Raw genomic sequence first — 26,230 nt, 5'->3', positions numbered from 1 at the left:
ATCCTGCGGATGCCGGAGATGAAGGTGAAATCGTTCCAGGAGCTGAAGGCCATCCGCGCCCGCCTGGCCGAGGCCGAAGCCCGCGCCGCCGAGGAAGCCGCCGCGCGCGCCGCGGCGGCGAAGCGGGCGCAGGCCGAGCAGAACCTGTTCGCCCGCGCCATCGGCCCCACGCAGCCGCTGCGCGCGCACGGGCGCGTGGTGCATGCGCCCGCGCCCACGCCGCCCGAGCCGCGCCAGCGCGTGCTGGACGAGCAGGCCGCGCTGCGCGAGGCGATTTCCGACGAGTTCGACACCAGCACCCTGCTGCACACCGACGAGCACCTGAGCTTTCGCCGCCCCGGCGTCGGCCCCGACGTGACGGCCAAGCTGCGGCGCGGCCACTGGGCGGTGCAGGCACAGATCGACCTGCACGGCCTGCGCACCGATGCGGCACGCGAGGCGCTGGGCCAGTTCCTGCGCGAGGCGACGAAAGCCGGCCTGCGCTGCGTGCGCGTGGTGCACGGCAAGGGCCTGGGCTCGCCCGGCAAGGCGCCGGTGCTGAAGGCCAAGGTGCACGGCTGGCTGATCCAGAAGAAGGAAGTGCTGGCCTACGTGCAGGCCCGGCCGCTGGAAGGCGGCGCGGGGGCCTTGATGGTGCTGCTGGCGGCGGCGGGGCGGGCGCCGCGCAGCGATTCATAGCCCAATCGGCCTCCAGCGCCCGTCCAGCAAGCGCTGGCAGCTATTTATTTTGATTAGCAACCGACCTCAGGCAGCGTGGTAGGAGCGGGCTTGCCCGCGATCAAGCGCTGGTTGCGACGAGACGCCTCATCGCGGGCAAGCCCGCTCCCACACAGCGGATGCAGCCCGCGCGTCATCTGATTCCAATTCCAGATCAAGGCTGCAATAGCTCGTCATTCCGGCGCAAGCCGGAATCCCGGCCTTCGCCGGGATGACGGTGATTGACGCATTGAATTGGAAATGGAATGAGACTTCTGGATGACCAGGTTATTAGGCAGCCTCCGGGGCTTGCAGCGCCGCCTCGCGCCGCACCTGCCTCGCCCGCCACAGCAGCAGCCCCAAGGCCAGTGCCGCCGGCAGCGCCAGCGCGGCGAAGGCGAGGCGGTAGCTGCCGCTGAAGCCCGCCAGCGCACCGAATGCCGGCGAGCCCAGCACCACGCCCATGAAGGTGAACATCAGCGTGCCGCCCGTGGCCGTGGCCGCCTGCCCCGGCGGCGCCTGGCGTGCCACGGTGGCCAGGTACACGCCGTTCCAGCCGATGGCCGAGGCACCCAGCAGCGCAACGATGGCCCAGATCAGCGCCGTCGGCCAGCCCGGCTGCAGCAGCGCCGTCAGCACGCTGCCCACGATCATCAGCACGGCCAGCAGCATCAGCGTGTTGCGCGGCCCCAGGCCGCGGTCGGCCACGGCGCCCCAGGCGATGCGGCCGACCACGCCGGCCAGCTGCGACACCGACAGCGCCGCGCCCGCGGCCAGCAGCGTCATGCCCAGCGACCCGTTCAGGTAGGTGACCATGTACGCCGTCACCGACACCTGCACCGCCGAGAACAGGAACGAGCACGCCGCCAGCACGGCCAGCGAGCGGTGCCCCAGCACCATGCCCACCGGCCTGAACAGCGCGCCCAGTGCCAGCGCCTGGCTGGGCTGGCGGTCGGCATCCAGCGCCGCGCGCAGCGGCTGCGACAGCACGGCGCACACCGCGCACACCCCCGCCACCACGGCCAGCGTGCCCTGCCAGCCGAGCCACAGCGACAGCCCCGGCACCAGCGCACCCGCCAGCATGCCGCCCGCAGGCACGCCAGTCTGCTTGATTGAGAACACCAGCGCCATGCGGTGCGCCGGCGTGGTGAGCGCCAGCAGGTGCGAGCTGGCCGGCGTGATCGGCCCGTAGCCCGCGCCGATGCAGAGCGCGCCCAGCGCCACCGCCGGCAGCCAGGGCACGGCGCACAGCAGCAGGCCGATGGCGCACAGCGCCAGCCCGAGCTGGCTCACGCGGATGGCCCCCAGGCGCCGCACCAGCGTGCCACCGATCAGGCTGGACAGCATGGCCGCCAGATAGCACAGCGCCACGTAGGCACCCACCAGCGCGGGCGGCACGCCCAGCCCCTGCGCCGCCACGGGCGCCATGGCCGGCAGCGTGAGCAGCGCCATCGACACCATGGCCTGGATGGCGGTGGTGACGGCCAGGCTCCACCAGGCGCTGGGTGGCTTCGGTGCGGCTGGGTCGCTCATGGCAAGTTGCGGTGGAACCGGCCTTGACGGTGATGACTCACGCGCGGTGCGCGAGCGCTGCATCGCGGGCAAGCCCGCTCCCACAACACGAAGGCGTCCGCAGGGACGAGCACGTGGCGCCGCAGGCGACTCAGCGGCGATGTCATCTGTTCCGCATGAAGTCCGCCGTCTGGAAGAAGCTCTGGTTCAGGCGCTGGCGCAGCGCATCGTCGACGCCGGTTTCGCGCATCGCCTGGTCCATGCACAGCACCCATTCGTCGCGCTCGCGGATGCCGATGGCGAACGGCAGGTGGCGCATGCGCAGGCGCGGGTGGCCGAAGCGTTCGATGTAGTGATCGGGCCCGCCGAGCCAGCCGCACAGGAACCAGAACAGCTTCTGCCGCGCGTCATCCAGCGTGCTGCCGTGGGTGGCGCGCACGGCGGCGTATTGCGGCTCCAGGTCCATCAGGTCGTAGAAGCGCTCGACCAGCGCACGCACCGCCGGCTCGCCGCCGATCCAGTCGAACGGCGTGGCGGTGTCGGTTTCTTGAGTCAAATCGGGCTCCAGCGCTTATGGGACGGGCGCTGACAGCTATCTTTAATGAAGCAACCAGCACCCGGATGCAAGCCTTCGATTCTAGGCGGCGCAGCGCGCTCAGGCTGGCGCCGCGGCCGTGGGTGCATCGCCTTCCGCGGCTGGCGGGTCCGCCAGCCCGTTGGCCGCGCGCACGGCCCGCTCGGTGGCGGCGGCCGCGGTGCTGGCGGCGTGCGCCTGCTCCTCGGTCGACCACAGAAAATGCGTCAGCGCCGCATCGCCATCGGGGTCTTCGGCGTCGGCATCGGCGGCCGGCTCGAACTCCAGCTTCAGCGGGTCGCCGTAGTCGCGCTGCAGGTTGATGCTGCTCTTGACGCCCACGGCGTCGAAGCTGCGCTTGAGCCAGCGCTTGGCGCTCTCCTGCCCCAGCTCGAACAGCTTCTCCAGCGTGGCGCGCTGCGGCGTCACCTTGCTGGAGGCCGGCATCCCGGCCAGCGCCGCGCCGCCGTCGATGCGGTGCATGTGCACGGGCTTCAGCCCCTCGCGCGCCACGCCGCTGGCCACAAGCTCGTTGACGAGCGCGATGGTGCGCATCTGCGCGATCAGGCTGGCGTTGAAGGTCAGGTCGTTGGCGCGGTCGGTGATCTCGGCCGCCGAGGTGGGCTTGCCGGCGCGCCGCAGCGGGTTGATCTGCACCAGCAGGATGTCGCTGGAGTCGCCCAGCGCCACCAGCGGGCCGAGCGCCGGGTTGGCCGAATAGCCGCCGTCCCAGTAGGTCTTGCCGTCGATCTCGGGCGCCTGGAACAGCTGCGGCAGGCAGGCCGAGGCCATCACCGCCTGCGCGGTCAGGCGCTTGCCGCTGAAGATTTCGGCGCGACCGGTTTCCACGTCGGTGGCGGCCACGTACACGCGCAGCGAGCGCAGCCGGCCCAGGCGGTCGAAGTCGATCTCGCGCTCGATCAGCTGGCGCAGCGGGTTGATGTCGAGCGGGTTGGTCTGATAGGGCGAAAAGCGCGTCAGCGCGCCGGGCAGCGCGCCCATCATCAGCCGGGTCAGGCGCGCGGTGCTTTCGCTGGCGGCGCCCAGCTCCATCACCCGCATCCACACGCGGGCCAGCGCCGCACGGGCGCCTTCGTACGGGTCCTGCCGCTCGGCCTGCGCCTGCGCCCAGCCGTGGGCCAGCGCCACGGCGTTGACGGCGCCCGCGCTGGTGCCGCTGATGCCGGAGGGCCGCAGCCGGCCGTCCATCAGCAGGGCGTCCAGCACGCCCCAGGTGAAGGCGCCGTGCGCGCCGCCGCCCTGCAGCGCAAGGTGAATGATTTTCGAGGTCTCGGTGGTGGTGTCACTCATGGCAGCAGTGGACCACATGCAAGCCGAAAGACTTAGGCATTAACCCTGACTATCGGCCTTCGCCTACAGAGCGCCGACTCTAATTCACCAAGCTGGTGCACGCTGGTGGCCGCCGCGCCACGCGCGGGCCACTCATCGGCCACGCTCACTGGCCCAGGTCGATGCGGTACACCGTGTAGGTGCCGGTGCCGTTGTTGACGCCGGTGTCGTCGGCCCTGTCGACGCTGACGTTGGCCAGGCCCGCCGCCTGCGCCACGCCGAGTTCGTCCTTGCCGGACTTGAACAGCACCTTGCCCGCCGTGGCCACCCTGGCAAAGCGCCAGCTGCTGGTGGCGCCGTTGGCGGCGCGGGTGATGTTCTGCCGCGCCTTGACGTAGTTCAGCACCACCTCGCGGTTGGCGTCGGGCGCGGCCCAGATGATGTCGAAGCTTTGGCCCGTGCCCAGGATGTAGCGCGCGCTGCTGTTGGCGCGGTAGTTGTTGGTGGCGACGATGAATTCCTGCGCCGGGTCCATGGGCTGGCCCTGGTAGGTCAGGTTCTTGATGCGTTCGCCGCCCTGGCCGGGGTTGTTGACGTTGTACGTGGGCTGCGTCACGTCGATCTCGTAGCCGATGTCGGGCGAGGTGAACACGTCGTAGTTGTAGCCGGGGAAGGCCGAGCCGGGCTGCACGCCGGTCTTGCTGTCGTTGATGAGCCACTGGTCGGCGGTGCTGGTGGGGTCGATGCGGTTGAAGCGGTGGGCCGCGTTCTCCAGCCACAGTTTGATCTGCGCGCCCGTCACCTTGACGGCGTGGATGGTGTTGTTGTCGTACAGGTACAGGTCGGCGGCGGCGGCCACGGTCATGGTGCCGGCCTTGACGTCGGTGTAGTCGGTGGCACTGGCGTAGCCGGCCTTGAACGGCGCGGTGACCGACAGCACCGGCAGGTGCGCGTACTGCGGCAGGCTGGCCTTCACGTAGCGGGCCACGTAGTCCTGCTGCGCCTGGTTGACGATCTGCAGCGCGCCGACGTCGCCCACGTCGGCAAACATGGAGCTGAGGCGGAAATCGCTGGTACCAATGGGCGAGGCGACGTAGGCGCGGGTCTTGTCGTGCAGCGGCTGAACCGCGGCGGCCACGGCGGCGTCGGGCGCGACGTAGGTGTTGGGGTTGCTGCCGGTCTGGATGCTGCGCACCTGCACGTCGGTCCTGGCGGTGTCGGGCGACCACTTCTTCGCCGCGCCGTCCCACTTGAGCGCGTAGTTGATGACACCCAGCGCCTTGCCCCACGAGCTGGGCATGACGGCGGGCACGCCGTTGACGGTGCCCCTGGCGTTGTCGGCGCCGTCGAAGCGGTAGGCCGGGTTGGCGCCGCGGTCGGGGAACACGCCGTGCTCATGGCCCATCACGATGCCGTCGATGCCCGGCACGTCCTTGGTGATGTAGTGGCCGGGGTTTTCCATCAGCGGGACATAGCCATTGGCGTTCATGCCGCCGTGCAGCAGCACGAACACCAGATCGGCCCCCTTGGCGCGCACCTCGGGCACGTATTTGGCGGCGGTGTCGCGGCCGTCCTGGGTGCTGACCTTGCCGTCGAGCTTGTCCTTGTCCCAGTTCAGGATGCCGGGGGTGGTGATGCCGATGACGCCGATCCTGATCGGCAACGTGACGGTCTTGCCGTCTTCCTGGGTCGCGGTCAGATTGCGCTCCAGGATGACGTAGGGGTCGACCAGCGGCTTGCCGGTCTTCAGGCTGGTGACGTTGGCCGTGACGACTGGGAAGCCCGGGCCCTTGTCCTTGCTGCCGATCTTCGGATCGACACCGTCGACCTCCAGGCCACCGCCCAGAATCTGGCTCAGGTAAGGCAGGCCGAAGTTGAATTCGTGGTTGCCCAGCACGCCGGCGTCGTACTTCAGCACGCCCATGGCCTGGTACATGGTCAGCTGCTGCGTGGGCGGGATGGGCGCGACCTGCGCCTCGTAGGTGCCCAGCACCGAGCCCTGGATGGTGTCACCGTTGTCCACCAGCAGGTTGTTCGGAAATTCGGCGCGCGCCTGGCGGATCAGCGTGGCGGTGCGCTCCAGGCCCACGGACGGGTCTTCGCGGCCGGCGTAGTAGTTGTAGCTGCGCGCGTAGTAGTGCAGGTCGGTGGTGCTCAGCAGCGCCAGTTGCGCGGTGGCGTTCTGCGCGGCGGGCGCCGGGGTGTCGTCATCGCTGCCGCCGCACGCGGTCAGCGCGGTGGCGACGAGCAGCGAGAGCATGAAGGGGCGACGGGCAAGAAAGGAATGAGCGTGGGGCATGGCGCGCGGGGCTGGGATAAAAGCCGGATGCTGACCACCGCACATGACAGCGCGTTGAAGCCGGGGTGGCGATGATGTAACCCTTCATGACACGGCCCTGCTCGCCGCCCCCGATTTGGAGTGATTTCGGCCCTCAGCCCTTGTCCATCAAGCGCCAGCAGCTATTCAATACATAGCAATCTTCACTCTGCTGCGCGCCGCAGCGTCTCCACCACCGGCCGCCGCAGCACCTCGCGCAGGCCCCACCAGCCGGCGATCAGCGCCAGCACGGCGCCCACAACGCTGCCCGCCAGCGGCACCCAGGGCGACGCCGTCCAGCTGAACTCGAAGGCATAGCGCGCCATCGCCCAGCCCACGCCGATGGCCACCACGCTGGCCAGAAAACCGGCCAGCAGGCCCACGCCGGCCAGCTCGGCGCGCTGCACGCTGCCCAGCAGGCGGCTGCCGGCGCCCATGGCGCGCATGATGGCGAACTCGCGCGCGCGCTCTTCGCGCGTGGCGCTGACGGCCGCAAACAGCACGATCAGCCCCGCCACCAGCGTGAAGCCGAACAGGAATTCGACCGCGCGGATCACCTGGTCCAGCACGCGCTGCACCTGCGCGATGGTGCTGCTCATGTCGACGTTGGTGATGTTCGGAAACTGCCGCACCAGGGCGTTGTCAAAGCCCGGTTGGTCGGGGGCGCGGTAGGCGGCAATGTAGGTGATCGGCATCTCAGGCATCTCGGCCAGCGGGAACATGACGAAGAAGTTGACGTGCATCGAGGCCCAGTCGACCTTGCGCAGCGAGGTGACCCGGCCCTCCGTGGGCGTGCCGGCGATGTCGAAGGTCATCGTGTCGCCCAGCTTCAGGCCCAGCGTCTCGGCCAGGCCGGTCTCGACGCTGATGGCGCCCGCCTCGCCCGCGCGCCACTGGCCGGCGGCGATCTCGTTGTGCGGCGGCTTATCGGCCGCGTGCGACAGGTTGAACTCACGATCCACCAGCCGCTGCGCGCGCTCCTCGGTGAAGTCGTCCGGGTTGATGGGTTGGCCGTTGATGGCCACCAGGCGGCCGCGGAACATCGGGTACCAGTCCATCTTGGCCACTCCCGCATCCTTGAGCGTGGCACGGAAGGCCTCGCCCTGGTCGGGCATCACGTTGATGACGAAGCGGTTGGGCGCATCGGCCGGCGTGGCGGCGCGCCAGCTGGCGATCAGGTCGGTGCGCAGCAGCACCAGCAGCACCAGCGCCAGCAGGCCCACGGCCAGGCTGCTGACCTGCACCACGGCGTAAGCGGGCCGCGCCGAGATCTGCCGCGTGGCCAGCACCAGCCAGCGCGGCGCCGTCTGTTCGTTGACCACGGCCCGCAGCAGCCGCACCGCGCCCCACGACAGCAGCGCAAACACGGCCACGGCACCGGCAAAGCCGCCGACGGCGATCAGCCCCAGCGTGACATCGGCGCTGACGGCCACCAGCAGCGCCGCGAAGCCCGCCACGCCCAGCGCCAGCACCGCCAGCGAGGCCGGCCGCAGCGCGCCCACGTCGCGCCGGATCACGCGCAGCGGCGGCACCTGCGCCAGCTGCAGCACGGGCGGCAGGCCGAAGGCGATGAGCAGCGTCAGGCCGATGCCCAGCCCGAACAGCACCGGCCAGGCGCTGGGCGCCGGCAGCGCGGTTTCGACCAGCCCCGCCAGCAGCGCCACGAACACGTGGTGCACGGCAAACCCGATCAGCACGCCCGCCACGCTGGCGGCCAGGCCGACCAGCACGAATTCGACCGCATACGCGCCCGCAATGGCGCGCTGCGGCAGGCCCAGCACGCGCAGCATGGCGCAGTCGTCGAGCCGGCGCGACGCGAAGCCGCGCGCGGCCAGCGCCACCGCCACGGCGGCCAGCAGCGCCGCCAGCAGCGCGACGAGGTTGAGGAACTTCTCGGCCCGGTCCAGCGTGCGCATCATCTCGGGCCGGCCGCTGTCGAGCGACTCGAGCCGCACGCCGTGCACCTCGGGGTTCTTCAACTCGGCCTCGGCCCAGGTGATGAACTGACGCACGGCTGGCTCATCGCCGGCCACGGCGAGGCGGTAGGTGATGCGGCTGGCCGGCTGCACCAGCCCGGTGGCCGGCAGGTCGGCGGCGTGCAGCATCACGCGCGGCGCGAAGGTCATGAAGCCGGAGCCGCGGTCGGGCTCCTGCGCGATCAACTGCGCGATGCGGAAGCTGCCGTCGCCCAGCAGCAGCGTGTCGCCCAGCGCCAAGCCCAGCGCCTCCAGCAGCGCCGCATCGACCCAGGCGGTGCCGCGCGCCGGGATGTCTGGCGTGGGCTCGCCGGTGCGGTCCGTGGGGCTGCGCGCGAGGCGCATCTGGCCCCGCAGCGGGTAGCCGGCATCGACCGCCTTCAGCGCCACCAGCCGCGTGGCGCCGCCCTGCGCGTCGGGCGCGCGGCCCATGGTGGGAAAGGTCAGGTTCAGCGCATGCCGCAGGCCGAGCTGCTCGGCGCGCTGCGTCCAGGCGGCGGCGGGCGGGTTGTCGCTGACCACCACGGCGTCGCCGCCCAGCAGCTGGCGTGCGTCGCGCTGCAGGCCGCCCTGCAGCCGGTCGGAGAAAAAGCCCACGCTGGTCAGCGCCGCCACGGCCAGGGTCACGGCCACCATCAGCAGCCGCAGTTCGCCCGCGCGCAGGTCGCGCCACAGCGTGCGCCAGCCGAGGGACCAGAAGGAGGTGTTCATGGGGCAACCTTAGCGCATGCGGGCGCGGGGCGTGACGGGGGCGAAGACTTCTTTTTTGATAGCTGCCTGCGCCCGTCCATCAATGATTTCAGAACGAAATCATTTGAAAACAAGCATTGGCGAGCGCAACCAACTATCAATTTTGAGACGATGGCGCCGCCAGCTCCGGCTGCCATTGCAGCCGCTCGGGCGCGCTGTAGCAGATGAAGCGCTTGTTCATCGCCCGCCCGATGGCGCACAGCCCCAGGCGCTTGGCCACGTGCAGCCCCATTTGCGTGATGCCGCTGCGCGAGACGACGATGGGCACGCCCATCTGCGCCGACTTGATGACCATCTCGCTGGTCAGGCGGCCGGTGGTGTAGAACACCTTGTCGCTGCCGCGCTGCGTGGCGGCGCCTTGCAGCCACATCCAGCCGGCGATGGTGTCGATGGCGTTGTGGCGGCCCACGTCCTCGACGAAGATCAGCATGCGCTCGCCCGCGAACAGCGCGCAGCCGTGCACCGAGCCGGCGGACTTGTACGTGCTCTCCTGCAGGCGGATGGCGTTGAGCAGGCCGTAGAGCTGCGCCTGCGTCAGCGTGGCGTCGCCCAGGTGGATGCTGTCCAGGTCGGCCATCAGGTCGCCGAACACGCTGCCCTGCCCGCAGCCGGTGGTGACCACGCGCTGCGCCGTGCGCTCCTCGATGCGATCGATGCCGTGGCGCGTCTTCACGGAGGCAGCGCCGACTTCCCAATCCACCGTGATCGACTCGACCTCGGCCAGCGCGCCGATCAGGCGCTGGTTGCGCAGGTAGCCCAGCACCAGCCATTCGGGGTGCGCGCCCAGCGTCATCAGCGTGACCAGTTCGCGCTTGTCGACGTACACCGTCAGCGCGCGCTCGGCCGGAATCGACACCTCGGCGGCCTGACCATGCTCGTCGATGGCCAGAACGCGCTCGGTCAGCGGGGCGCTGGCCTGGGTCAGGTGCGGCTGGGGGAATTCCGGTCGATCAGGGTTCATCGTTCAGAAGCGAAACAGGCCACGCCGGGCAGCCCGGGTGGCCTGGGTCAGTGTAGCGAGTGCGCGGAGCCGCGCGACCAATCAGGGCTTGGCAGCCGACGCGGCGCTGGCGGGCGCGGTGGCAGGTGCCGCCTGGGTCTTCACCTCGGCCTGGGTCTGCGGCGTGGTCACCGGCGGCGTGGCGGCGGTGGCGGCGGGCGAATGCGCGCCCGCCTGCTCGATCGGCTTGGCCTGCGGCGGCGTGTAGACGAACGGGCCCGGATCGGTGCACGCGGGCGTGCCCACCACCTCGCCCGGCGCCGGGCGCCCCGCGGGCACGCTGGCGCGGTAGCGCGCGGCGACGCGGTCCTGCGCCTGGCACAGCTTGTAGGCATCGACCTTGCCCTGCCACGCGGTGCGCGCAGCGGCCTCGTCGGCCTTGGCCTTGGCCTCGGCGCTGAGCGGTGGCAGCTTGGCGCTGGCTGCGCCGCACAGTGCCAGCGCGGCGATCATCAACAGGTGTTTCTTCATGGTGCCGATCTCTTTCACACGGAGGCGGTCTGCACGGGCGGCTGGGCCGATGCACCCTGCCCCGAACGCTGCGCCGGAATCTTGCCGGCCACGATGTCGTCGTACCACAGCTCGTGGTGTTCCTTGGCCCATTCCTCGTCGACCCAGCCGGTGCGCATGGCCTTGTAGGCACCGCGCACGCCCAGCGTGCCCATGTAGATGTGGCCGAACACCATCGACATCATGATGACGGTGGCCACCAGGTGGATCATGTGGGCAATCTGCATCTCGCCGCGGGTAATGCCCAGGCCGGGGATGAGCTTGTCCAGCACCAGGCCCGAAACGACGGCGAGCAGGCCGGGGAAGAACATGCCCCACCAGTACATGCCTTTCTCAGCCGGGTTGAAGCGGTGCGAAGGCACCTGCTTGCCGCCGAACATGCCGCCGGCGTTCTTCAGCCACAGCAGATCCCAGATGCTGGCGATGTTGTCCTTCAGGAAGGTGATGAGCACGATCACCAGCGACACGGCGAACAGCGGGCCGGCGAAGTTGTGGATGTTCTTGAGCAGGTAGCTCAGCCAGCCGAACAGGTGCAGGCCCAGCACCGGCTGCAGGAAGAACTTGCCGAAGGCCATGACGATGCCGGACACCGCCAGCAGCACGAAGGCGATGGCGTTGAGCCAGTGGGCCGAGCGCTCGAACGGCGTGAAGCGTTCGATCACCGGCGGGCCGTCGTTGCGGGCCTGCCCCAGGCTGCCCTTGGCGAAGTACAGGATCGCCAGCGCGACCAGCGCGATCAGCACCAGCGAGCCGCCGTACGGGATCAGCCAGTTGTTGCGCACCTGGCGCCAGGCTTCGCCCGCCGTGGTGAAGCGCGAACCGGGGTACTGCACCATGGGCTGGATCAGGTTGCCGGCTTCGGGCGCCTGCGACACCGGCAGGCTGCTGTAGCCGGTGACGCCGCTGCCCACCGCGCGCCACATGGGTGCGTTGTTGCCGGGCTGGACGCGGTTGCGCTCGGCATTGGTCTGCTGGCCGTAGTCGGGGTCGGACGCGGCGCCGGGCGCGATCTCGAAGATGTTGGCACTTCGGATGCCGCCCATGGCCGGTGCCGCGGTGGTGGCCGCGGGGCTTGGGCTGAAGCTGGGCTGTGCCGCCGGAGCGGAGGCCGAAGCCGCCGTCACGGCTGCAGATGCCGCGGCCTCTGCAGCGGCGGCGGCCTCGGGCGCCGACTGCGCCCAGGCGCCGCCGATCAGGCCCAGGGCCAGCGCACCGGCTCGAAGAAACGGGATGAGTCGCATGGTCGACCCCCTTACCTGGACGACGCGCGGTTGTATTCGTTCTGGCCGTACTGCCCGCGCGCGCGCAACTGCTGCTGCCAGCTGTTGGCGTCACCCGCCGTCCAGCCCGGTTGGGTGAACGACGCCACGCCCGTGCCCTTGAAGGCGGCGCTGTCGGCCTTGGCACCGGTCTGCTCCTGCGGCTTCTCGCCGCAGGCGGCCAGCGCGACCATGGCCACGGCGGCCAGAGTCCAGGTCAGGCTTTTCATGATTTCGCTCCTTCGGGCTTGGCGCCCTTCTGGTTGCCGTAGGCCGTGCCCCAGCCCCACACCTCGGCGCCCTTGCCGCGGCTGAGCACGCGGGTGCGGAAGATGTCGGCCACCATGTCGCCGTCGCCGGCCAGCAAGGCCTTGGTCGAGCACATCTCGGCGCAGGCGGGCAGCTTGCCCTCGGCCAGGCGGTTGCGGCCGTATTTCTCGAACTCGGCCTGGCTGCCGTTCTTCTCGGGGCCGCCGGCGCAGAAGGTGCACTTGTCCATCTTGCCGCGCACGCCGAAGGTGCCCTTGCTGGGGAACTGCGGCGCGCCGAACGGGCAGGCGTAGCTGCAGTAGCCGCAGCCGATGCACACGTCCTTGTCGTGCAGCACCACGCCCTCGTCGGTGCGGTAGAAGCAGTTGACCGGGCAGACCGCCATGCAGGGCGCGTCGGAGCAATGCATGCAGGCGACCGAGATCGACTTCTCGCCCGGCACGCCGTCGTTGAGGGTGACCACGCGGCGGCGGTTCACACCCCAGGGCACCTCGTGCTCGTTCTTGCACGCCGTCACGCAGCTGTTGCACTCGATGCAACGCTCCGCGTCGCAAATGAATTTCATCCGTGCCATCGCTGCCTCCTTATGCGCGTTCCACGTTGCAGATCGTGGTCTTGGTTTCTTGCATCATGGTCACGACGTCGTAGCCATACGTTGTCGCGGTGTTCACGGCCTCGCCACGCACCAGAGGCGCTGCCCCCTTGGGGTAATACGCCAGCATGTCGGCGCCCTGCCAGCGGCCTGAGAAGCTGTATGGCATCCAGCAGGTGTCGGGCGCTACGCGCTCGGTCACCAGGGCCTGCACATTCAGGCGCGCGCCCGTGGGGGTGCTGAGCCACACGCGGCTGCCGTTGCGAATGCCACGGTCGGCAGCGGTCTTGGGGTTGATTTCCACGAACGCTTCCTGCTGCAACTCGGCCAGCCAGGGGTTGGAGCGGGTTTCCTCGCCACCACCTTCGTACTCGACCAGGCGGCCCGAGGTGAGGATGAGCGGAAACTTCTTGTCCAGCCCGTCGGCGATGTTCTTGTCCTGCACGCTCTTGTAGAGGGTGGGCAGGCGCCAGAACGCGCGCTTGTCGTCGTGCGTCGGGTACTTGGCCATCAGGTCGGGCCGGGTGCCGTACAGCGGCTCGCGGTGCTGCGGGATCGGGTCGGGGAAGTTCCACACCACCGCACGCGCCTTGGCGTTGCCGAAGGGGTGGCAGCCGTGGTTCTTCATCACCACGCGGATGATGGCGCCCGTGGGGTCGGTCTTCCAGTTCTTGCCCTCGGCCTTGGCCTGCTCGTCGGGCGTGAGTTCGCCCCACCAGCCGAGCTTCTTCAGCAGCACATGGTCGAACTCGGGATAGCCGGTGGTGATGTCGGCGCCCAGCGAGTGCGAGCCGTCCTCGGCCAGCAGGCTGACGCCGTCGCGCTCCACGCCGAAGTTGGCGCGGAAGTTGCCGCCGCCGTCCATCACGTGCTTGCTGGTGTCGTACAGGTTGGGCGAGCCGGGGTGCCGCATCTCGGGCGTGCCCCAGCACGGCCACGGCAGGCCGAAGTAGTCGCCGGTCAGGTCCACGCCAGAGACCTCGTCCTTGGCGCTGCCCTTGAACTTGAGCGTCTTGACGTCGAACGAGCCCATGTGCTTCATGTGGGCCTTCAGGCGCTCGGGGCTCTGGCCGGTGTAGCCGATGGTCCACACGCACTTGTTGATCTCGCGCAGGATGTCCTCGGGCACGGGCTCGTCCAGGCCCTTGACCTTCTGCATCGCGTAGTTCTTGCACAGCTCCTTGTCGAAGCCTAACTTCTGCGCCAGCTGGTACATGATCATGTGGTCGCTGCGGCTTTCCCACAGCGGCTCGATGACCTTCTCGCGCCACTGCAGCGAGCGGTTGGATGCGGTGGCGGAGCCGCTGGTCTCGAACTGCGTGCAGGCCGGCAGCAGGTAGACGGCGCGGTTGGGGTTGAGGTCGCCCGGCGCGCTGGTCATGGCCGCCATGGCGGCGGTGGCCGACGGGTAGGGGTCGATCACCACCAGCAGATCCAGCTTGTCCATGGCCTTCTTCATTTCCAGGCCACGGGTCTGCGAGTTGGGCGCATGGCCCCAGAACAGCACGCCGCGGATGTTGCTTTCCTGGTCGATCAGTTCGTTCTTCTCCAGGATGCCGTCGATCCAGCGGCTGACGGTGATGCCGCTCTTGGTCAGCATCGCCGGGCTGGCGTACTGTTTCTTGATCCACTCGAAGTCGACGCCCCAGGTGGCGGCGAAGTGCTTCCACGAGCCTTCGGCCAGGCCGTAGTAGCCGGGCAGCGAATCGGGGTTGGGGCCGACGTCGGTGGCGCCCTGCACGTTGTCGTGGCCGCGGAAGATGTTGGCGCCGCCGCCCGACACGCCCACGTTGCCCAGCGCCAGCTGAAGGATGCACGAGGCGCGCACCATGGCGTTGCCGATGGTGTGCTGCGTCTGGCCCATGCACCAGACGATGGTGCCGGGCTTGCTCTCGTGCAGCATGGTGGCCACCTTGATCATCTGCGCCTCGGGCACGCCGCAGGCCTCCTCGACCTTGTCGGGCGTCCACTTGGCCAGCACGTCCTCGCGCACCTTGTCCATGCCGAACACGCGATCATGGATGTACTGCTTGTCTTCCCAGCCGTTCTTGAAGATGTGGTACAGCAGGCCGAACAGGAACGGGATGTCGGAGCCCGAGCGGATGCGCACGTACTCGTCGGCCTTGGCGGCCGTGCGGGTGAAGCGCGGGTCGACCACGATCATCTTGCAGCCGGTTTCCTTGCTGTGCAGCATGTGCAGCATCGACACCGGGTGGGCCTCGGCGGCGTTGGAGCCGATGTACAGCGCGACCTTGCTGTTCTGCATGTCGTTGTAGCTGTTGGTCATGGCGCCGTAGCCCCAGGTGTTGGCCACGCCGGCCACCGTGGTGCTGTGGCAGATGCGCGCCTGGTGGTCGCAGTTGTTGCTGCCCCAGAAGCTCATCCATTTGCGCAGCAGGTAGGCCTGTTCGTTGCTGTGCTTCGACGAGCCGATGACGTAGAGGCTGTCGGGCCCGCTCTGCTTGCGCAGATCCAGCATGCGGGCGCTGATCTCGTTCAGCGCCTCGTCCCAGCTGATGCGCTGGTACTTGCCGTTCACCAGCTTCATCGGGTAGCGCAGGCGGTATTCGCCATGGCCGTGCTCGCGCAGCGCGGCGCCCTTGGCGCAGTGCGCGCCCAGGTTGATGGGCGAATCGAACACCGGCTCCTGCCGCACCCAGACGCCGTTCTCCACCACCGCATCCGACGCGCAACCGACCGAGCAGTGCGTGCACACCGTGCGCTTGACCTCGACGGTGCCGCTGCCGTCGATGCTCTTGGCGGCGCCGGCCGCGTCGGCCTTTTTCACCAGCGTCAGCTGCGTGGCCGCCAGTCCGGCGCCGACGCCGAGGCCGGAGCGGCGCAGGAAGGCGCGGCGGTCCATCGTCGGCACGGCCTGCGACAGGCCATGGCGCAAGCGGTGCACGAAGGACGAGGAGACAGGAGCGCCTGCAGCGGCGCCGGATTTCTTGGTCAGCAACATGGGGGAACCCTCACGCGGTCGGGGGTGGAATCGGGTGGGACGCCGGCGCTCAGAGGCGCGTGGTCTTGTAGTACTGCTTGACGTGCTCGCTCAGCACGTAGCCGCCGCCGCGCTCGGGCGGCTGGCGCGGCGTCTCGGCCACGGCGGCCTGCGGCTGGCGCACGGCGGGCAGCACGGCGGCCACCGCTGCCACTGCACCGGCGGTACCGGCGCCGGCAAACAGCACGCGGCGCGAGAGCTTGTGATCGGTGTTGGAACGGGACATGGCGATGATCCTCGTGGTGGACTGCGCAGGCGTACCTATGCAATCTGATACATGGGTTGGTACGGCGAATGATATACGAGCCCCCCGACGGCGGGTCGGTGTAAACCCGAGCGCGAACAACGTCTATAGGTTTGACAGCGCTTTTCAATTGATAGCAACTCGCGCCGGCCACAGCTGCGCAAACAACCCAAATGATTCAACGGTACCGCAAAGCGTCGTTGGACAGTACCTTTCAGGCCGTCAGATCGAAGCCCTGCGCCTCGACGCTGATGAACGCACGGGTGAACTGGGCGACCGCGCGGTAGAAGCGCGCCGCCGGGTGCGCCGCCAGGTCGTCGCACAGGCGATCCGCCCAGGGTTGCAGGTGCGTGGCAAAGAAGCGCTGCTGCTGCGTCAGGTTGGCCACGGCCACGTCGTCGCCGGCAATCAGGTAGCGCATCACCTCGCACAGGTAGGCGATGTGGTCTTCCGTCTCGGCCAGGGCCTCGTCGCGCGTCAACCCCAGTTGCGCCAGGTCGGTGCGCAGCTGGGCCAGCGGCTTGTCGTTCAGAAAACCGCTGAGGTAGTGCGAGCCGAACAGCAGCACCTCGGGCTTGCCGACGCCGCCGAACAGCGCGTCGTACTCATCGGCGATCTGCGCATCGGTCTGCGCGCGCGCCGCCCCCACCACCTGGCGCCAGGGCTCTTCGAGAAAGCCGCCGGCGGTCGGTGCCTCGGTCACGGCCACGCGCAGGTTGGCCAGCAAGTCAGGCGCTGGCGGCGCCTGGTACAGCTGCGCCAGCAGCCCATAAACCTCGGCGCGGGCGATTTCCTCGTCGAGCCCTTCGTCGGACAGATGCAGCTCGCTCATGGCTTCCACCCCTGCAGGTTGCGGCCATCGGCCACGTCGTCGATGCCGACTTCGTTGTCGGCCGAATAGATGTCGATCACGCGGCAGTCGGCGCACATCTTCAGGCGCTCCAGCGCCGCGCCCTGGAACATGGCGTGCCCGGCCAGTCGCCCCAGCATGGCCTCGATGGCCTGCACGGTGCCGAAGGGTCTGCCGCAGCGGATGCAACCGTAGGGCTGGGCCGCGTTCAACACGCGTGGCTGCCGCCGCTCGGGCGCCAGCGACAGGCGCGGCAGCAGCGCCATCGCATCCTCGGGGCAGGTGCTCACGCACAGGCCGCACTGCACGCAGTTCTTCTCGATGAAGCGCAGCTCCGGCCGCTCCTCGTTGTCCTGCAGGGCCGCGGCCGGGCAGGCGTTGACGCAGGACAGGCACAGCGTGCACTTGGCCTGGTCGACCACCACGGCGCCAAGGGGCGATGCGGCAGGCAGCGCGATGGCCTCGGGCCGCTCGGCGGCCTTCAAGGGCGACTGCGCGATCAGGTGATCCAGCGCCAGTTCCAGCGTGCTGCGCTTTTCGGGCACCAAGGCAAAGCGCGCCGGCTCGCGCGGCGTGCGCTGCTGTGTCTGCTTCAGGTTTTGAAGCGCGTGGTCCAGATCCTGCGGCGTCCTGGCGCGCAGCAGCTTCAGGTGCGTGCCGCTGTAGCCCAGGCCGTTCAGCAGCGCCTGGGCCACGTCCATCTGGGCCTGCACGCCGTCCAGATACTGCGGCGCCTCCTCGTCGGTGGTCAGCACCACCACCTGCTGGGCGCCCCAGGCGACGGCGGCGAGCCACACGTCGATCCCCAGGCTGGCCGTGTGCCACAGCGCCAGCGGCAGCACGTTGTGCGGCACGCCGTGCATCAGCTTGAGCTGCGCGGCGCGGCCCAGCTCGTCGATCAGCGCCTGGCCCTTGTCCTGGCTGTGCAGCAACAGCACAGCGCCTTGCCCGCCGGCCGCGGCGTAGGTGGACAGCAGGGTCTTGATGCGCGCGCCCTGCTCCGGCGCCCGCGGGTAGGCGTAGGTGATGGCGCCCGTGGGGCACACGGTGGTGCAGGCGCCGCAGCCCACGCACAGGTTGAAGTTGACCTTTACGCGGTTCTGCGATTTCTCGCTGCTGATCGCCTCGGCCGAGCAGATGTCGATGCAGGCGCTGCAACCCACCTGTTCGTTGCGCGCATGGGCGCAGATGGCGGGCTTGTATTGCACGAAGCGCGGCTTCTCGAACTCGCCCACCAGCTCGCGCAGCTTCAGCAGCGTGCCGGCGTCGCGCCCGTCCCCCCTTAGATAACCCTGCGGCGGCGCGTGCTGCAGGAAGGTCGGCGTGGCGTCGGGTGCGCGCAGGTCCAGGATCAGGTCGAAGCGCTCCTGCTGAAGATTCGCCGGCCTGTCAAAATCGATAGCACCCGCCGCAGTACAGGCGGCCACGCAGGCCCGGTGCGACTTGCAGGCCGCCAGGTCGATCTGGTAGTCGAGCCCGATGGCGTTCTCGGGGCACACGGCCACGCAGGCATTGCAGCGCGTGCACAGGTCCAGGTCGATCGGGTTGCTGGCCGACCATTCGACGTCGAACGCGCCCAGCCAGCCTTTCAGCGATTTCAGCTGCCCGCCCAGTACCGGCCAGCGCCGCGCCTGCGCACCGCCGGCGTTGCCGGGGCCGGTGGTGAACAGCGTCACGTCCAGCACGTCCTGCACCAGCGCGGCGGCGCGCTCGGCGTCGTCGAGCGCGCCGATGATGAGCAGGCGGCCGGCGCTCTGGTAGTTCACCGTGGGCACCGGCTCGGGATCGGGCAGTCGCGCGGCCGCCAGCAGCGCGGCGATCTTGGGCGTGGCCTGTTTCGCGTCGCGGCTCCAGCCACCGGTTTCGCGGATGTTGACGAAGCGGATCACCGAAGTGCGCGCACCCTCGGTCTGGTCGGCCAGTTCGGCGAACAGGCGCTGCTCCTGCGTGCAGGCCACCACCAGTGACTCGCCGCCCTGCAGCGCGCGCTGAAACGCCGGCGCCTCGCGGCGGCACAGCGTGGAATGCGGGGTCAGCTCCTCATGCAGCGCCAGGCCGATCCGCTTCGCATCGAGCGGCATCGTCTGGTTGCAATCGCAGATCAGGGTGCGCATCGGCGGGCGCCCCCGTGGGTTCGGCCAGCGGGGCCGACATAGGCAAATCTTTGCATGCGTCGGACTGTGCCACATCGCCCTCGGCCGCATCGGCGCGGGGTTGCTCGGCCGCGCCCTCCGCGGGCACCTGGGCCACGGGCGGTTCGTCGGCCGCGGGCGCATCGCCCGGCACCTCGGGTTCGTCCTCGACCAGGCGCAGAAACTTCGCGCTCGCCATCTGCTTGAGCATGCTGGCGGGCAGCGGATCGGGCTGGGTGTAGTCGTCGATGTAGATGTCCAGCCCGTCCATCACGTTGAAGTGCGGATCGGCAAACAGCTTCTTGAAGGCAGCGTTGCGCACCTCAGGCGTCACGCTGCGCGCCACGAAGGGCTTGAAGTCGGAATCGATGGTGAGCGCCTTCACGTCGTCCAGCGTCGGTGCTGGCGCGGGCTCTTTTGCTTCATTATTGATAGCTGCCTGCGAAGTATCAACGAGCTCTGGAGGCCGATTGGACTCGGAAACCTCCAGGTCATCGACCGCAGGCGCCGGTGCCGGCACAGCCGCCACCGGCGGCACGCTTGGCTCGGCCAGCGGCTGCCCGGTGCGCGCCTGCACCTTGCGGCGCGACCAGCGGCCCAGGAATCCGTCGCTCTGCTCGTCGCTCATCGCTTCACGCCCCGCCCCCGCCGCGCCGCTTCTGCTCGGTCGACACGCGCGCCGGGTTGCCGAAGCGGTCCGTCAGCGGCTGAAAGCTCTGCGGCCGCTGGCGGCGCTTGGGTTCGGGCTGGTAGTGCGCATCGACGAAGGCGCGCAGCCACTCCACCACCTCGGGCGGCGCGGGCACTTGCTCCACCGTCTCCTGCGCGTCCAGCCAGCGGCCGGCGTCGTGGTAGCTCAGGCTGACGGCCTGCGGCTGCGGTATTGGCTCGCCACCTTCCGCGGTCTCGTCCATGCGCCACAGCACGAACCAGCCCGGCGCGGGCGTGGTCACGTTCAGGTAGTAGCCCTCGGCATCGTCCTTGAACAGGCTGACGGTGTGGCCGGGAAAGATCCAGCATTGCCCGCTGTCGTTGTCGTACAGCTGGTGCGGCGCATCGCCGTGCTGCGGCTGCTGCGGCACCACGTCACCCAGCACCCAGCGCCAAGGCTGCCAGCGCGCGGCGGCGCCGTGGTTGGGCACGCGCTGCATCAGGACCGATACACGGATGGTCGGGCGGGCGGCATGAATGGGTGCAGGTTCGACTGCCGAAGAATCAGAAGCGGCGTTCACGGCCCGATTATCCCGAGTACGCCCGTCTTGTGCGGCCGACGGGGCAGCAAGCCCACCAGCACCGGGGCGACTCGCGCATCGGCACTGGCAGCTTGCGGCGCCTGCCCTCACGCACACGCCGCCATCCATTAAGCTGCGAGTGAAATCACTCACGCTGCGCCCATGTCCGTTTTCGAATGGCTCAACAACCAGTTGCTGCGCATGCAGTGGCTGTCCGATCTGGTGCGCTGGGGGGTCGAGGCCCTGGGGCTGGACATGAACAGCCGCCTGGGCGGCAGCGTGCATTTCTTCGTCTACGACGTCGTCAAGATCTTCATCCTGCTGTCGGTGCTGATCTTCGGCATCTCGTGGGTGCAGAGCTACTTCCCGCCCGAGCGCACGCGCCGCATCCTGGGCAGCATGAGCGGCGTGAGTGCGCGGCTGGCCGGGGCGCTGCTGGGCACCATCACGCCGTTCTGCTCGTGCTCGTCGATCCCGCTGTTCATCGGCTTCACCAGCGCCGGGCTGCCGCTGGGCACCACGTTTTCGTTCCTCATCTCGTCGCCGCTGGTCGACCTGGCCTCGGTCATCCTGCTGGCCAGCATCTTCAACTGGCCCATCGCCATCGCCTATGTCGTGGTCGGCGTCGTGCTGGCCGTGATCGGCGGCACGGTGATCGACCACGCGCGCATGGAGCGCCACGTGGCCGACTTCGTGCGCCAGGCCCAGATGGCCGAGGTGCCGCAGCAAGCACTGGCCTTGCCCGACCGCCTGCGCTTCGCGCGCGAGCAGGTGCGCGACATCGTGCACCGCGTGTGGCTCTACATCCTCGTCGGCGTCGGCATCGGCGCCGCCATCCACAACTGGATTCCGCAGCCCTTCATCACCGCGCTGCTCGGCAAGGAACACTGGTGGTCGGTGCCGCTGGCCACCGCTGTGGGCGTGCCCATGTATGCCGACATCTTCGGCACCCTGCCGATTGCCGAGGCGCTGATCGGCAAGGGCGTGGGCCTGGGCACCGTGCTGGCCTTCATGATGGCCGTGACGGCGCTGTCGCTGCCCTCGCTCATCATGCTCAAGCAGGTGGTGCGTACGCCGCTGCTGGTGCTGTTCTTCGTGCTGGTGACGAGCGGCATCGTCGTCATCGGCTACCTGTTCAACGCCCTCGCGCACTGGTTCGTGTGAGGGCTGGCTTTCACCCCACCCAAGGAGAGTTCACATGCAGATCAAGATCCTCGGCTCTGGCTGCAAGCACTGCGTGGCGCTGGCCGAAAACGCCCAGGCCGCCGTCGCCCATCTCGGCCGCAGCGACGAAGTCGTCAAGGTCACCGACATGGCCGACATCGCCAAAGCTGGCGTCATGTCCACGCCCGGCCTGGCCTTCGATGATCAGGTGGTGAGCACCGGGCGGGTGTTGACGGCGGAGGAGATTGCGGGGTTGTTGAGAGCACGGAATTAACGCGTGGCGCGCATCGCACTCAAGACTCTCCCGCCATCGGCGGCTTGCGGCCATGGTGGCAAGCGCCCTGTCGACTGAGGCAATGGCCTGGCCAAGCCGCTGCTGCAGAATCGCCGCCCATGCCCCGACTGATCCACCCCGCGCTGCCGCGCTACGACTTTCACACCGATGTGCAGATCTACATCAGCCACGTCAACCAGGGCGGGCACCTCGACAACGCCCAGCTGCTGAGCCTGGTGTCGGAGGCGCGCGTGCGCTTCTTCCAGGCGCTGGGCTACCGCGAGGGCCACATCGAAGGCACGGCCGTGGTGGTGGGCGACCTGATGGCGCAGTACAAATCGGAGGGCTACCACGGCGAGACGCTGCGCATCGAGATGGCGGCCAGCGATTTCAACCGCTACGGCTTCGACCTGCAATTCCGCATGCGCGAGTTGCAGAGCGGGCGCGAAGTGGCGCTGGGCAAGACCGGCATCGTGTTCATCGACCGCCAGACGCGCCGCGTCGCGCCGCTCCCGGCGTCGGTGCGCGAGCGCCTGCAGGCGATGGCGAATGCGGCCATGGCGGCGGGCTGACATCACCGGCGACGTCGCCTTGTCCAGCCGTTGACTTGTTTGGAGTATGCAGTTGAATCGCTTTATAGACGGGCGTTTGCGGTCCACCTATAGGGGAGTATGTAACAGCCAGCCGTGCTGGACAGCGGTGCCAGCGGCCTCGGGCGCGCCCGCAGCACACGCGGCCGCGATTGACTGGGGTCAATGCCGGCCGATGCCGCGGCGCCTATCCTCGTCGGCCATGCACTTCGACCTTCTCATCAGCGGCGCCGGCCCCGCCGGGCTGTGCCTGGCGCAGGCGCTGTCGGGTCACGGCTTGTCCATCGGCATCGTGGAGCAGCAACCGCAGGCAGCCATGGCCGAGCCGGCCTTCGACGGGCGCGAGATCGCGCTGACCCAGCCTTCGGCCGAGACGCTGCGGCGCCTTGGCCTGTGGCAGCGCATCGAAGGCCATCAGCCGGCCGCCCTGGCGCCGCTGCGCGATGCCAAGGTGATGAACGGTCCGTCGCCTTTCGCCATGACCATCGGCCACGGCCTGACGGCGCGCAGCGAACTGGGCTGGCTGGTGTCCAACCACCTGATCCGCCGCGCCGCGTGGGACGCGGTGCAGGACAGCATGGCGCGGCATGGCGACATCACGCTGATCGCCGGCGACGGCGTGGCGCGGGTCAACGTGACCACCGACACGGCGCAGGTCACGCTGGCCAGCGGCGCCACGCACCAGGCGCGGCTGCTGGTGGCGGCCGACAGCCGCTTCTCGCCCACGCGGCGCGCCGTGGGCATCGGCGCGGGCATGCACGACTTTGGCCGCAGCATGGTGGTGAGCCAGTTCACGCACGCGCTGCCGCACCACCACGCGGCTTGGGAATGGTTCGGCCACGGCCAGACGCTGGCACTGCTGCCCATGAACGACGACCCGGCCACCGGCGCGCACCGCGCCTCGGTGGTGCTGACGCTGCCGCACCAGCAGATCGAGCCGCTGCTGGCGCTGGACGAGGCCGCCTTCAGCGCCGAGATCACGCGCCGCTTCGACGGGCGGCTGGGCGCGATGCGCCTGACCAGCACGCGCCACGCCTACCCGCTGGTGGGCGTGTACCCGCACCGGCTGGTGGCGCCGCGCTTTGCCTGCGTGGGCGATGCGGCGGTGGGCATGCACCCGGTGACGGCGCACGGCTTCAACTTCGGGCTGCTGAGCGTGGAAGCGCTGTCGCGCGAGCTGCTGGCCGCCCACGCCGCCGGCCGTGACATCGGCGCGCCCGAGCCACTGGCGCGCTACCAGCGCACACACCGCCTGGCCACGCGGCCGCTGTACGAGGCCACGCGCCTGGTCGCCACGCTGTACACGGCCGATGCGCCGCCCGCGCGCCTGCTGCGCGACGCCGTGCTGCGCGTGGCCGAGCGCGTGACGCCGTTCAAGCGCGCCGTCGCGGCGCAGCTGGCGGGGCGGCCTTGACGCTATTGATTAGATGGCTGCTCGCGCTTGTCCGGCGGCGACTCGGGGCGGATAACGTTCTGATTTCTTGTGGGAGCGGGCTTGCCCGCGATGCGGCGTATCTTGTGGTCCAAGCGCTGCCATCGCGGGCAAGCCCGCTCCCACAAAGCAGGTGCCCACTCAATCCGCGACGGCCAGATCGCCCTGCTCGTCCTCGGGCGGCGGCAGCGGCGTGGCGCGCGCCAGCGCCATCCAGACGTGGAATGGCAACCGCTCGACCGTCCGGCGCGGTGCAGGGCGCAACACGGCCAGGCGATCATCCGCCTCCCATTGCATGACGCCGCACTCGGGCGGCACTTCCTCGGGGCTGGCGATGGCACGGCCCTTCGCATCGCGGCCCAGCACGTACCAGCAGGCGCCGCCCATCTGCAGGTAGGCGGCGCGCTTGTCGGGCCGCTTCAGGTCGCCCAGCAGGTCGGCGCGGCTGACCTTGATCTCGTGCACGGTGGGTTGCAGGTAGGCCTCGACGCTGGTGTGGCGCAGCGAGAACACGTCGGGGCAAGCGACGAGCCAGCGGGCCTTCGGGGCACCGGGCACCATGGTCTCGCCAAGGCCTCCATCGTCTTCAGAAACTTCACTATTGATAGCTAATGGCGCTTGCCCAGCAAGCGCTGTAGCCTGATTCGACCCATCAACCGGCGGCAGCGGCACGCGCAGCCCCAGCCCGCGCCACACGATGCGCCCGGCGCGCGCCAGCTCGGTCGCCACGCGCTGCACCAGCGCCTCGTGCGCCGACAGCGCGGCGCGGTTGCTGACGGCCGATGCGGCGATGGCCGCCAGCCCGGCGTCGGTCACGCGCAGCGTCTCGGCGCCCGCGCTGCCCGGCACGCGCTGCAGCAGGCCGGCGGTCAGCAGTTCGGCCTCCAGCACGTCCAGCATCGGCCAGCCGGCCGAGCGGAGCATCTGGCGCAGGCGCTGGGTGTGGCGGCGGGTGAGCTGCATGGCTCAGCGCGGCGGCGGCAGCAGGCGCTGCGGCGCCAGCCGCCGCAGCCACGGCGACACGGCGGCGCGAAAGCGCGGGCTGTGGATGCACGCGCCGCCGACGAGCCCGATCACGCTGCCCAGCACGATGTCGACAAAGCGCGCCTGCAGCACCGCCATGGTCGACTGCTGGCCGAACGCCGCCGCCTCGGCCAGCAGCAGCGTGAGCGGCGTGATGAACACCGCCGCCACGCCGTAGTGGCGCACCACCAGCGTTTCGATGATGAAGGTCAGCACCATCACCATGGCCGCGATCAGCCACGGGTTGAACGGCAGCGCCATGAAGCCCCACGCCAGCAGCAGACCCAGCGCGGTGCCCAGGATGCGCTGCAGCTGCTTGTCCCACACCGCGCGCAGCGTGGCACCGGCAATGACGGCCAGGCAGCTCACCGGCACCCAGTAGGCACGCTGCAGGCCCAGCGCCTGCGCCACCAGCACCGACCCGCCGACGAACACGCCGATGACGACCGAGTCGAACACCACGAAGTCGAACGTGGGCGCGGGCAGGGGCGCGATGGGCGCCGGCTCGCGCAGGCGCAAGATCCACAGGCTGTAGCCGAACGCGATCAGGCAGGCCAGCACGCAGCCCAGCGTGAACAGGCCGACGTAGAGCGGAAAGTCGGGCACGTGGATCGGCATGTGCGCGCCGATGGCCGCCGCCATGACGAAGAAGAAGCTGCCCGGCGGCCCCACGGCGTAGAAGCGGCACACCATGGTGGCCAGCAGGGTGATGACGGCCAGCGACAGCGCCATCAGCGCTGGATAGAAGTGGCTCATCAACCCCAGCGCGTAGCACGCCGACATGCCGAAGGCGCAGGCCATCAGCGTGACCATGCGGTGGTGCAGCGCGGTGCGCGGCACGTAGAGGAACACCAGGCCACCCAGCGAAGAGGCCAGGCCGTAATCCAGCCGGTTGAACCACGCACCCACCATCAGCGGCAGGCCCGAGGCCAGCGCCGCTGCCAGTGGCATCTGCCAGGGGCGGTCGCTGGCGTGCACGGTGGTCAGGTGCCCCAGCTCGGTGCGCAGAAAGGCCTGGAAGCGCGACCAGGACCACCAGGGGCCGCGCTTGAATTCGCGCACCGGATCGTCCACCGCGTCAGAACCTCGTCTGGCCGCTGTGCTGCGCGATGCGCACGGTGTACGTGGCCAGATGCACCTCGCGCAGGAACAGCGCCAGGCTGATGACCAGCGCCAGCGTGGAGAGCATGAAAGTCAGCCCGACCAACCACATGATGCGCAGCGAGCCCATCACCTCCAGAAACAGCAGCACGATGACCAGGCAGGTGGTCAGTGCCGCGAAGGTGCAGGCCGTGATGGCGCCGCTGGCCAGGCGACGGCGCTTCTCCAGATCATGGAATTCACGCTCCAGGCGCGCACTACCCGCCAGCGTGGGCGGCGGCGTCTCGGCCAGGTAGCGCCCGCGGTCGATGATGCGTGCCAGCCGCCCGGTCATGACGTTGAGCAGGCCGCCGATGCCCGTGAGCAGGAACACGGGAGTCAGCGCCAGCTGGATGGCCTGGCTGACGTTGGTGATGTTGATTTCGGGCAGGGCCATGGCGC

Annotated in this window: 24 protein-coding genes; 5 read left to right on the top strand and 19 right to left on the bottom strand. The window is 69.3% G+C overall.

Features of this window, described 5'->3' with window-relative positions; genetic code table 11:
* The first annotated feature begins 18 nt into the window (after positions 1 to 18).
* Positions 19 to 678: a Smr/MutS family protein gene (locus ACFSCU_RS05990; RefSeq protein ID WP_180550926.1), complete on the top strand. Its 660-nt coding sequence runs from the start codon at positions 19 to 21 to the stop codon at positions 676 to 678.
* 309 nt (positions 679 to 987) lie between these two features.
* Here ACFSCU_RS05990 and ACFSCU_RS05985 read toward each other — a convergent pair whose 3' ends face one another.
* The 16 genes from ACFSCU_RS05985 to ACFSCU_RS05910 form a co-directional block, all read right to left on the bottom strand.
* A complete protein-coding gene (locus ACFSCU_RS05985; protein WP_377560151.1) occupies positions 988 to 2,229 on the bottom strand; it encodes an MFS transporter in 1,242 nt (413 codons plus the stop codon).
* 142 nt (positions 2,230 to 2,371) lie between these two features.
* Entirely contained in the window at positions 2,372 to 2,764 is a 393-nt protein-coding gene (locus tag ACFSCU_RS05980) for a group II truncated hemoglobin (RefSeq protein ID WP_180550925.1), read from the bottom strand.
* Positions 2,765 to 2,863: 99 nt separating this feature from the next.
* Positions 2,864 to 4,093, bottom strand: coding sequence for a patatin-like phospholipase family protein (locus ACFSCU_RS05975; RefSeq protein WP_180550924.1), 1,230 nt, complete (start codon positions 4,091 to 4,093; stop codon positions 2,864 to 2,866).
* Between the two features lie 145 nt (positions 4,094 to 4,238).
* Complete coding sequence (locus ACFSCU_RS05970; protein WP_257645800.1) at positions 4,239 to 6,332, bottom strand: bifunctional 2',3'-cyclic-nucleotide 2'-phosphodiesterase/3'-nucleotidase; 2,094 nt, start codon at positions 6,330 to 6,332, stop codon at positions 4,239 to 4,241.
* A 221-nt stretch (positions 6,333 to 6,553) separates the two neighbouring features.
* Positions 6,554 to 9,076, bottom strand: coding sequence for an ABC transporter permease (locus ACFSCU_RS05965; RefSeq protein ID WP_180550922.1), 2,523 nt, complete (start codon positions 9,074 to 9,076; stop codon positions 6,554 to 6,556).
* A 136-nt stretch (positions 9,077 to 9,212) separates the two neighbouring features.
* Complete coding sequence (locus tag ACFSCU_RS05960; protein WP_180550921.1) at positions 9,213 to 10,076, bottom strand: formate dehydrogenase accessory sulfurtransferase FdhD; 864 nt, start codon at positions 10,074 to 10,076, stop codon at positions 9,213 to 9,215.
* Positions 10,077 to 10,157: 81 nt separating this feature from the next.
* Complete coding sequence (locus tag ACFSCU_RS05955; RefSeq protein WP_180550920.1) at positions 10,158 to 10,586, bottom strand: hypothetical protein; 429 nt, start codon at positions 10,584 to 10,586, stop codon at positions 10,158 to 10,160.
* Between the two features lie 14 nt (positions 10,587 to 10,600).
* A complete protein-coding gene (locus tag ACFSCU_RS05950; RefSeq protein WP_180551820.1) occupies positions 10,601 to 11,866 on the bottom strand; it encodes a formate dehydrogenase subunit gamma in 1,266 nt (421 codons plus the stop codon).
* Between the two features lie 11 nt (positions 11,867 to 11,877).
* Positions 11,878 to 12,114, bottom strand: a complete 237-nt coding sequence (locus ACFSCU_RS05945) for a hypothetical protein (protein WP_333707026.1) — start codon at positions 12,112 to 12,114, stop codon at positions 11,878 to 11,880.
* Positions 12,111 to 12,728 carry a formate dehydrogenase FDH3 subunit beta gene (fdh3B, locus tag ACFSCU_RS05940; protein WP_180550919.1) on the bottom strand — a complete coding sequence of 206 codons (618 nt, stop codon included), beginning with the start codon at positions 12,726 to 12,728 and terminating at the stop codon, positions 12,111 to 12,113. The genes ACFSCU_RS05945 and fdh3B overlap by 4 nt, the downstream gene beginning before the upstream one ends.
* A 10-nt stretch (positions 12,729 to 12,738) precedes the next feature.
* A complete protein-coding gene (locus tag ACFSCU_RS05935; protein WP_377560149.1) occupies positions 12,739 to 15,708 on the bottom strand; it encodes a formate dehydrogenase subunit alpha in 2,970 nt (989 codons plus the stop codon).
* A 49-nt stretch (positions 15,709 to 15,757) separates the two neighbouring features.
* Positions 15,758 to 15,973 carry a formate dehydrogenase gene (locus ACFSCU_RS05930; RefSeq protein WP_180550918.1) on the bottom strand — a complete coding sequence of 72 codons (216 nt, stop codon included), beginning with the start codon at positions 15,971 to 15,973 and terminating at the stop codon, positions 15,758 to 15,760.
* Positions 15,974 to 16,205: 232 nt separating this feature from the next.
* Positions 16,206 to 16,823 (bottom strand): TorD/DmsD family molecular chaperone, encoded by a 618-nt coding sequence (locus ACFSCU_RS05925; protein WP_333707029.1) that lies wholly within the window; start codon positions 16,821 to 16,823, stop codon positions 16,206 to 16,208.
* Positions 16,820 to 18,922 carry a 4Fe-4S binding protein gene (locus ACFSCU_RS05920; RefSeq protein WP_377560262.1) on the bottom strand — a complete coding sequence of 701 codons (2,103 nt, stop codon included), beginning with the start codon at positions 18,920 to 18,922 and terminating at the stop codon, positions 16,820 to 16,822. The genes ACFSCU_RS05925 and ACFSCU_RS05920 overlap by 4 nt, the downstream gene beginning before the upstream one ends.
* Positions 18,882 to 19,601, bottom strand: coding sequence for a DUF3306 domain-containing protein (locus ACFSCU_RS05915; RefSeq protein WP_180550917.1), 720 nt, complete (start codon positions 19,599 to 19,601; stop codon positions 18,882 to 18,884). Before ACFSCU_RS05915 ends, ACFSCU_RS05920 begins: the two co-directional genes overlap by 41 nt.
* 4 nt (positions 19,602 to 19,605) lie before the next feature.
* Complete coding sequence (locus ACFSCU_RS05910; protein ID WP_180550916.1) at positions 19,606 to 20,124, bottom strand: DUF3305 domain-containing protein; 519 nt, start codon at positions 20,122 to 20,124, stop codon at positions 19,606 to 19,608.
* Positions 20,125 to 20,367: 243 nt separating this feature from the next.
* On the opposite strand from ACFSCU_RS05910, the gene ACFSCU_RS05905 reads away from it, so the two are divergent.
* The 4 genes from ACFSCU_RS05905 to ubiM all read left to right on the top strand — a co-directional run bounded on the left by ACFSCU_RS05905 (position 20,368) and on the right by ubiM (position 23,647).
* Positions 20,368 to 21,369 carry a permease gene (locus tag ACFSCU_RS05905; RefSeq protein WP_377560148.1) on the top strand — a complete coding sequence of 334 codons (1,002 nt, stop codon included), beginning with the start codon at positions 20,368 to 20,370 and terminating at the stop codon, positions 21,367 to 21,369.
* Between the two features lie 34 nt (positions 21,370 to 21,403).
* The gene (locus tag ACFSCU_RS05900) at positions 21,404 to 21,643 is read left to right on the top strand and encodes a thioredoxin family protein (RefSeq protein WP_180550915.1); all 240 of its coding nucleotides are present in this window, start codon (positions 21,404 to 21,406) and stop codon (positions 21,641 to 21,643) included.
* 119 nt (positions 21,644 to 21,762) lie between these two features.
* Complete coding sequence (locus ACFSCU_RS05895; protein ID WP_180550914.1) at positions 21,763 to 22,215, top strand: acyl-CoA thioesterase; 453 nt, start codon at positions 21,763 to 21,765, stop codon at positions 22,213 to 22,215.
* Between the two features lie 220 nt (positions 22,216 to 22,435).
* Positions 22,436 to 23,647 (top strand): 5-demethoxyubiquinol-8 5-hydroxylase UbiM, encoded by a 1,212-nt coding sequence (gene ubiM, locus ACFSCU_RS05890; protein ID WP_180550913.1) that lies wholly within the window; start codon positions 22,436 to 22,438, stop codon positions 23,645 to 23,647.
* Positions 23,648 to 23,806: 159 nt separating this feature from the next.
* On the opposite strand, the gene ACFSCU_RS05885 is transcribed toward ubiM, so the two are convergent.
* The 3 genes from ACFSCU_RS05885 to ACFSCU_RS05875 are packed head-to-tail and all read right to left on the bottom strand — an operon-like array spanning position 23,807 to position 26,225.
* On the bottom strand, positions 23,807 to 24,628 hold the full coding sequence (locus ACFSCU_RS05885) for a hypothetical protein (RefSeq protein ID WP_180550912.1): 822 nt from the start codon (positions 24,626 to 24,628) through the stop codon (positions 23,807 to 23,809).
* A 3-nt stretch (positions 24,629 to 24,631) separates the two neighbouring features.
* Positions 24,632 to 25,762 carry an FUSC family protein gene (locus ACFSCU_RS05880; RefSeq protein ID WP_333707706.1) on the bottom strand — a complete coding sequence of 377 codons (1,131 nt, stop codon included), beginning with the start codon at positions 25,760 to 25,762 and terminating at the stop codon, positions 24,632 to 24,634.
* A gap of 4 nt (positions 25,763 to 25,766) precedes the next feature.
* On the bottom strand, positions 25,767 to 26,225 hold the full coding sequence (locus ACFSCU_RS05875) for a DUF2721 domain-containing protein (RefSeq protein WP_180550911.1): 459 nt from the start codon (positions 26,223 to 26,225) through the stop codon (positions 25,767 to 25,769).
* Positions 26,226 to 26,230: the final 5 nt, after the last annotated feature.

The organism is Ottowia beijingensis (assembly GCF_042680925.1).
Taxonomy (GTDB): Bacteria; Pseudomonadota; Gammaproteobacteria; order Burkholderiales; family Burkholderiaceae_C; genus Ottowia; species Ottowia beijingensis.
Note: the sequence above shows the minus strand (reverse complement) of the source record. Positions and strands in the feature narration are given on the sequence as shown.

Coding starts and splice junctions, on each gene's coding strand:
- ACFSCU_RS05990 (WP_180550926.1), top strand. CDS start 19: ATGAAGGTGAAATCGTTCCAGGAGCTGAAGGCCATCCGCGCCCGCCTG.
- ACFSCU_RS05985 (WP_377560151.1), bottom strand. CDS start 2,229: ATGAGCGACCCAGCCGCACCGAAGCCACCCAGCGCCTGGTGGAGCCTG.
- ACFSCU_RS05975 (WP_180550924.1), bottom strand. CDS start 4,093: ATGAGTGACACCACCACCGAGACCTCGAAAATCATTCACCTTGCGCTG.
- ACFSCU_RS05970 (WP_257645800.1), bottom strand. CDS start 6,332: ATGCTCTCGCTGCTCGTCGCCACCGCGCTGACCGCGTGCGGCGGCAGC.
- ACFSCU_RS05965 (WP_180550922.1), bottom strand. CDS start 9,076: ATGAACACCTCCTTCTGGTCCCTCGGCTGGCGCACGCTGTGGCGCGAC.
- ACFSCU_RS05960 (WP_180550921.1), bottom strand. CDS start 10,076: ATGAACCCTGATCGACCGGAATTCCCCCAGCCGCACCTGACCCAGGCC.
- ACFSCU_RS05955 (WP_180550920.1), bottom strand. CDS start 10,586: ATGAAGAAACACCTGTTGATGATCGCCGCGCTGGCACTGTGCGGCGCA.
- ACFSCU_RS05950 (WP_180551820.1), bottom strand. CDS start 11,866: ATGCGACTCATCCCGTTTCTTCGAGCCGGTGCGCTGGCCCTGGGCCTG.
- ACFSCU_RS05945 (WP_333707026.1), bottom strand. CDS start 12,114: ATGAAAAGCCTGACCTGGACTCTGGCCGCCGTGGCCATGGTCGCGCTG.
- fdh3B (WP_180550919.1), bottom strand. CDS start 12,728: ATGGCACGGATGAAATTCATTTGCGACGCGGAGCGTTGCATCGAGTGC.
- ACFSCU_RS05935 (WP_377560149.1), bottom strand. CDS start 15,708: ATGTTGCTGACCAAGAAATCCGGCGCCGCTGCAGGCGCTCCTGTCTCC.
- ACFSCU_RS05930 (WP_180550918.1), bottom strand. CDS start 15,973: ATGTCCCGTTCCAACACCGATCACAAGCTCTCGCGCCGCGTGCTGTTT.
- ACFSCU_RS05925 (WP_333707029.1), bottom strand. CDS start 16,823: ATGAGCGAGCTGCATCTGTCCGACGAAGGGCTCGACGAGGAAATCGCC.
- ACFSCU_RS05920 (WP_377560262.1), bottom strand. CDS start 18,922: ATGCCGCTCGATGCGAAGCGGATCGGCCTGGCGCTGCATGAGGAGCTG.
- ACFSCU_RS05915 (WP_180550917.1), bottom strand. CDS start 19,601: ATGAGCGACGAGCAGAGCGACGGATTCCTGGGCCGCTGGTCGCGCCGC.
- ACFSCU_RS05910 (WP_180550916.1), bottom strand. CDS start 20,124: ATGCAGCGCGTGCCCAACCACGGCGCCGCCGCGCGCTGGCAGCCTTGG.
- ACFSCU_RS05905 (WP_377560148.1), top strand. CDS start 20,368: ATGTCCGTTTTCGAATGGCTCAACAACCAGTTGCTGCGCATGCAGTGG.
- ACFSCU_RS05900 (WP_180550915.1), top strand. CDS start 21,404: ATGCAGATCAAGATCCTCGGCTCTGGCTGCAAGCACTGCGTGGCGCTG.
- ACFSCU_RS05895 (WP_180550914.1), top strand. CDS start 21,763: ATGCCCCGACTGATCCACCCCGCGCTGCCGCGCTACGACTTTCACACC.
- ubiM (WP_180550913.1), top strand. CDS start 22,436: ATGCACTTCGACCTTCTCATCAGCGGCGCCGGCCCCGCCGGGCTGTGC.
- ACFSCU_RS05885 (WP_180550912.1), bottom strand. CDS start 24,628: ATGCAGCTCACCCGCCGCCACACCCAGCGCCTGCGCCAGATGCTCCGC.
- ACFSCU_RS05875 (WP_180550911.1), bottom strand. CDS start 26,225: ATGGCCCTGCCCGAAATCAACATCACCAACGTCAGCCAGGCCATCCAG.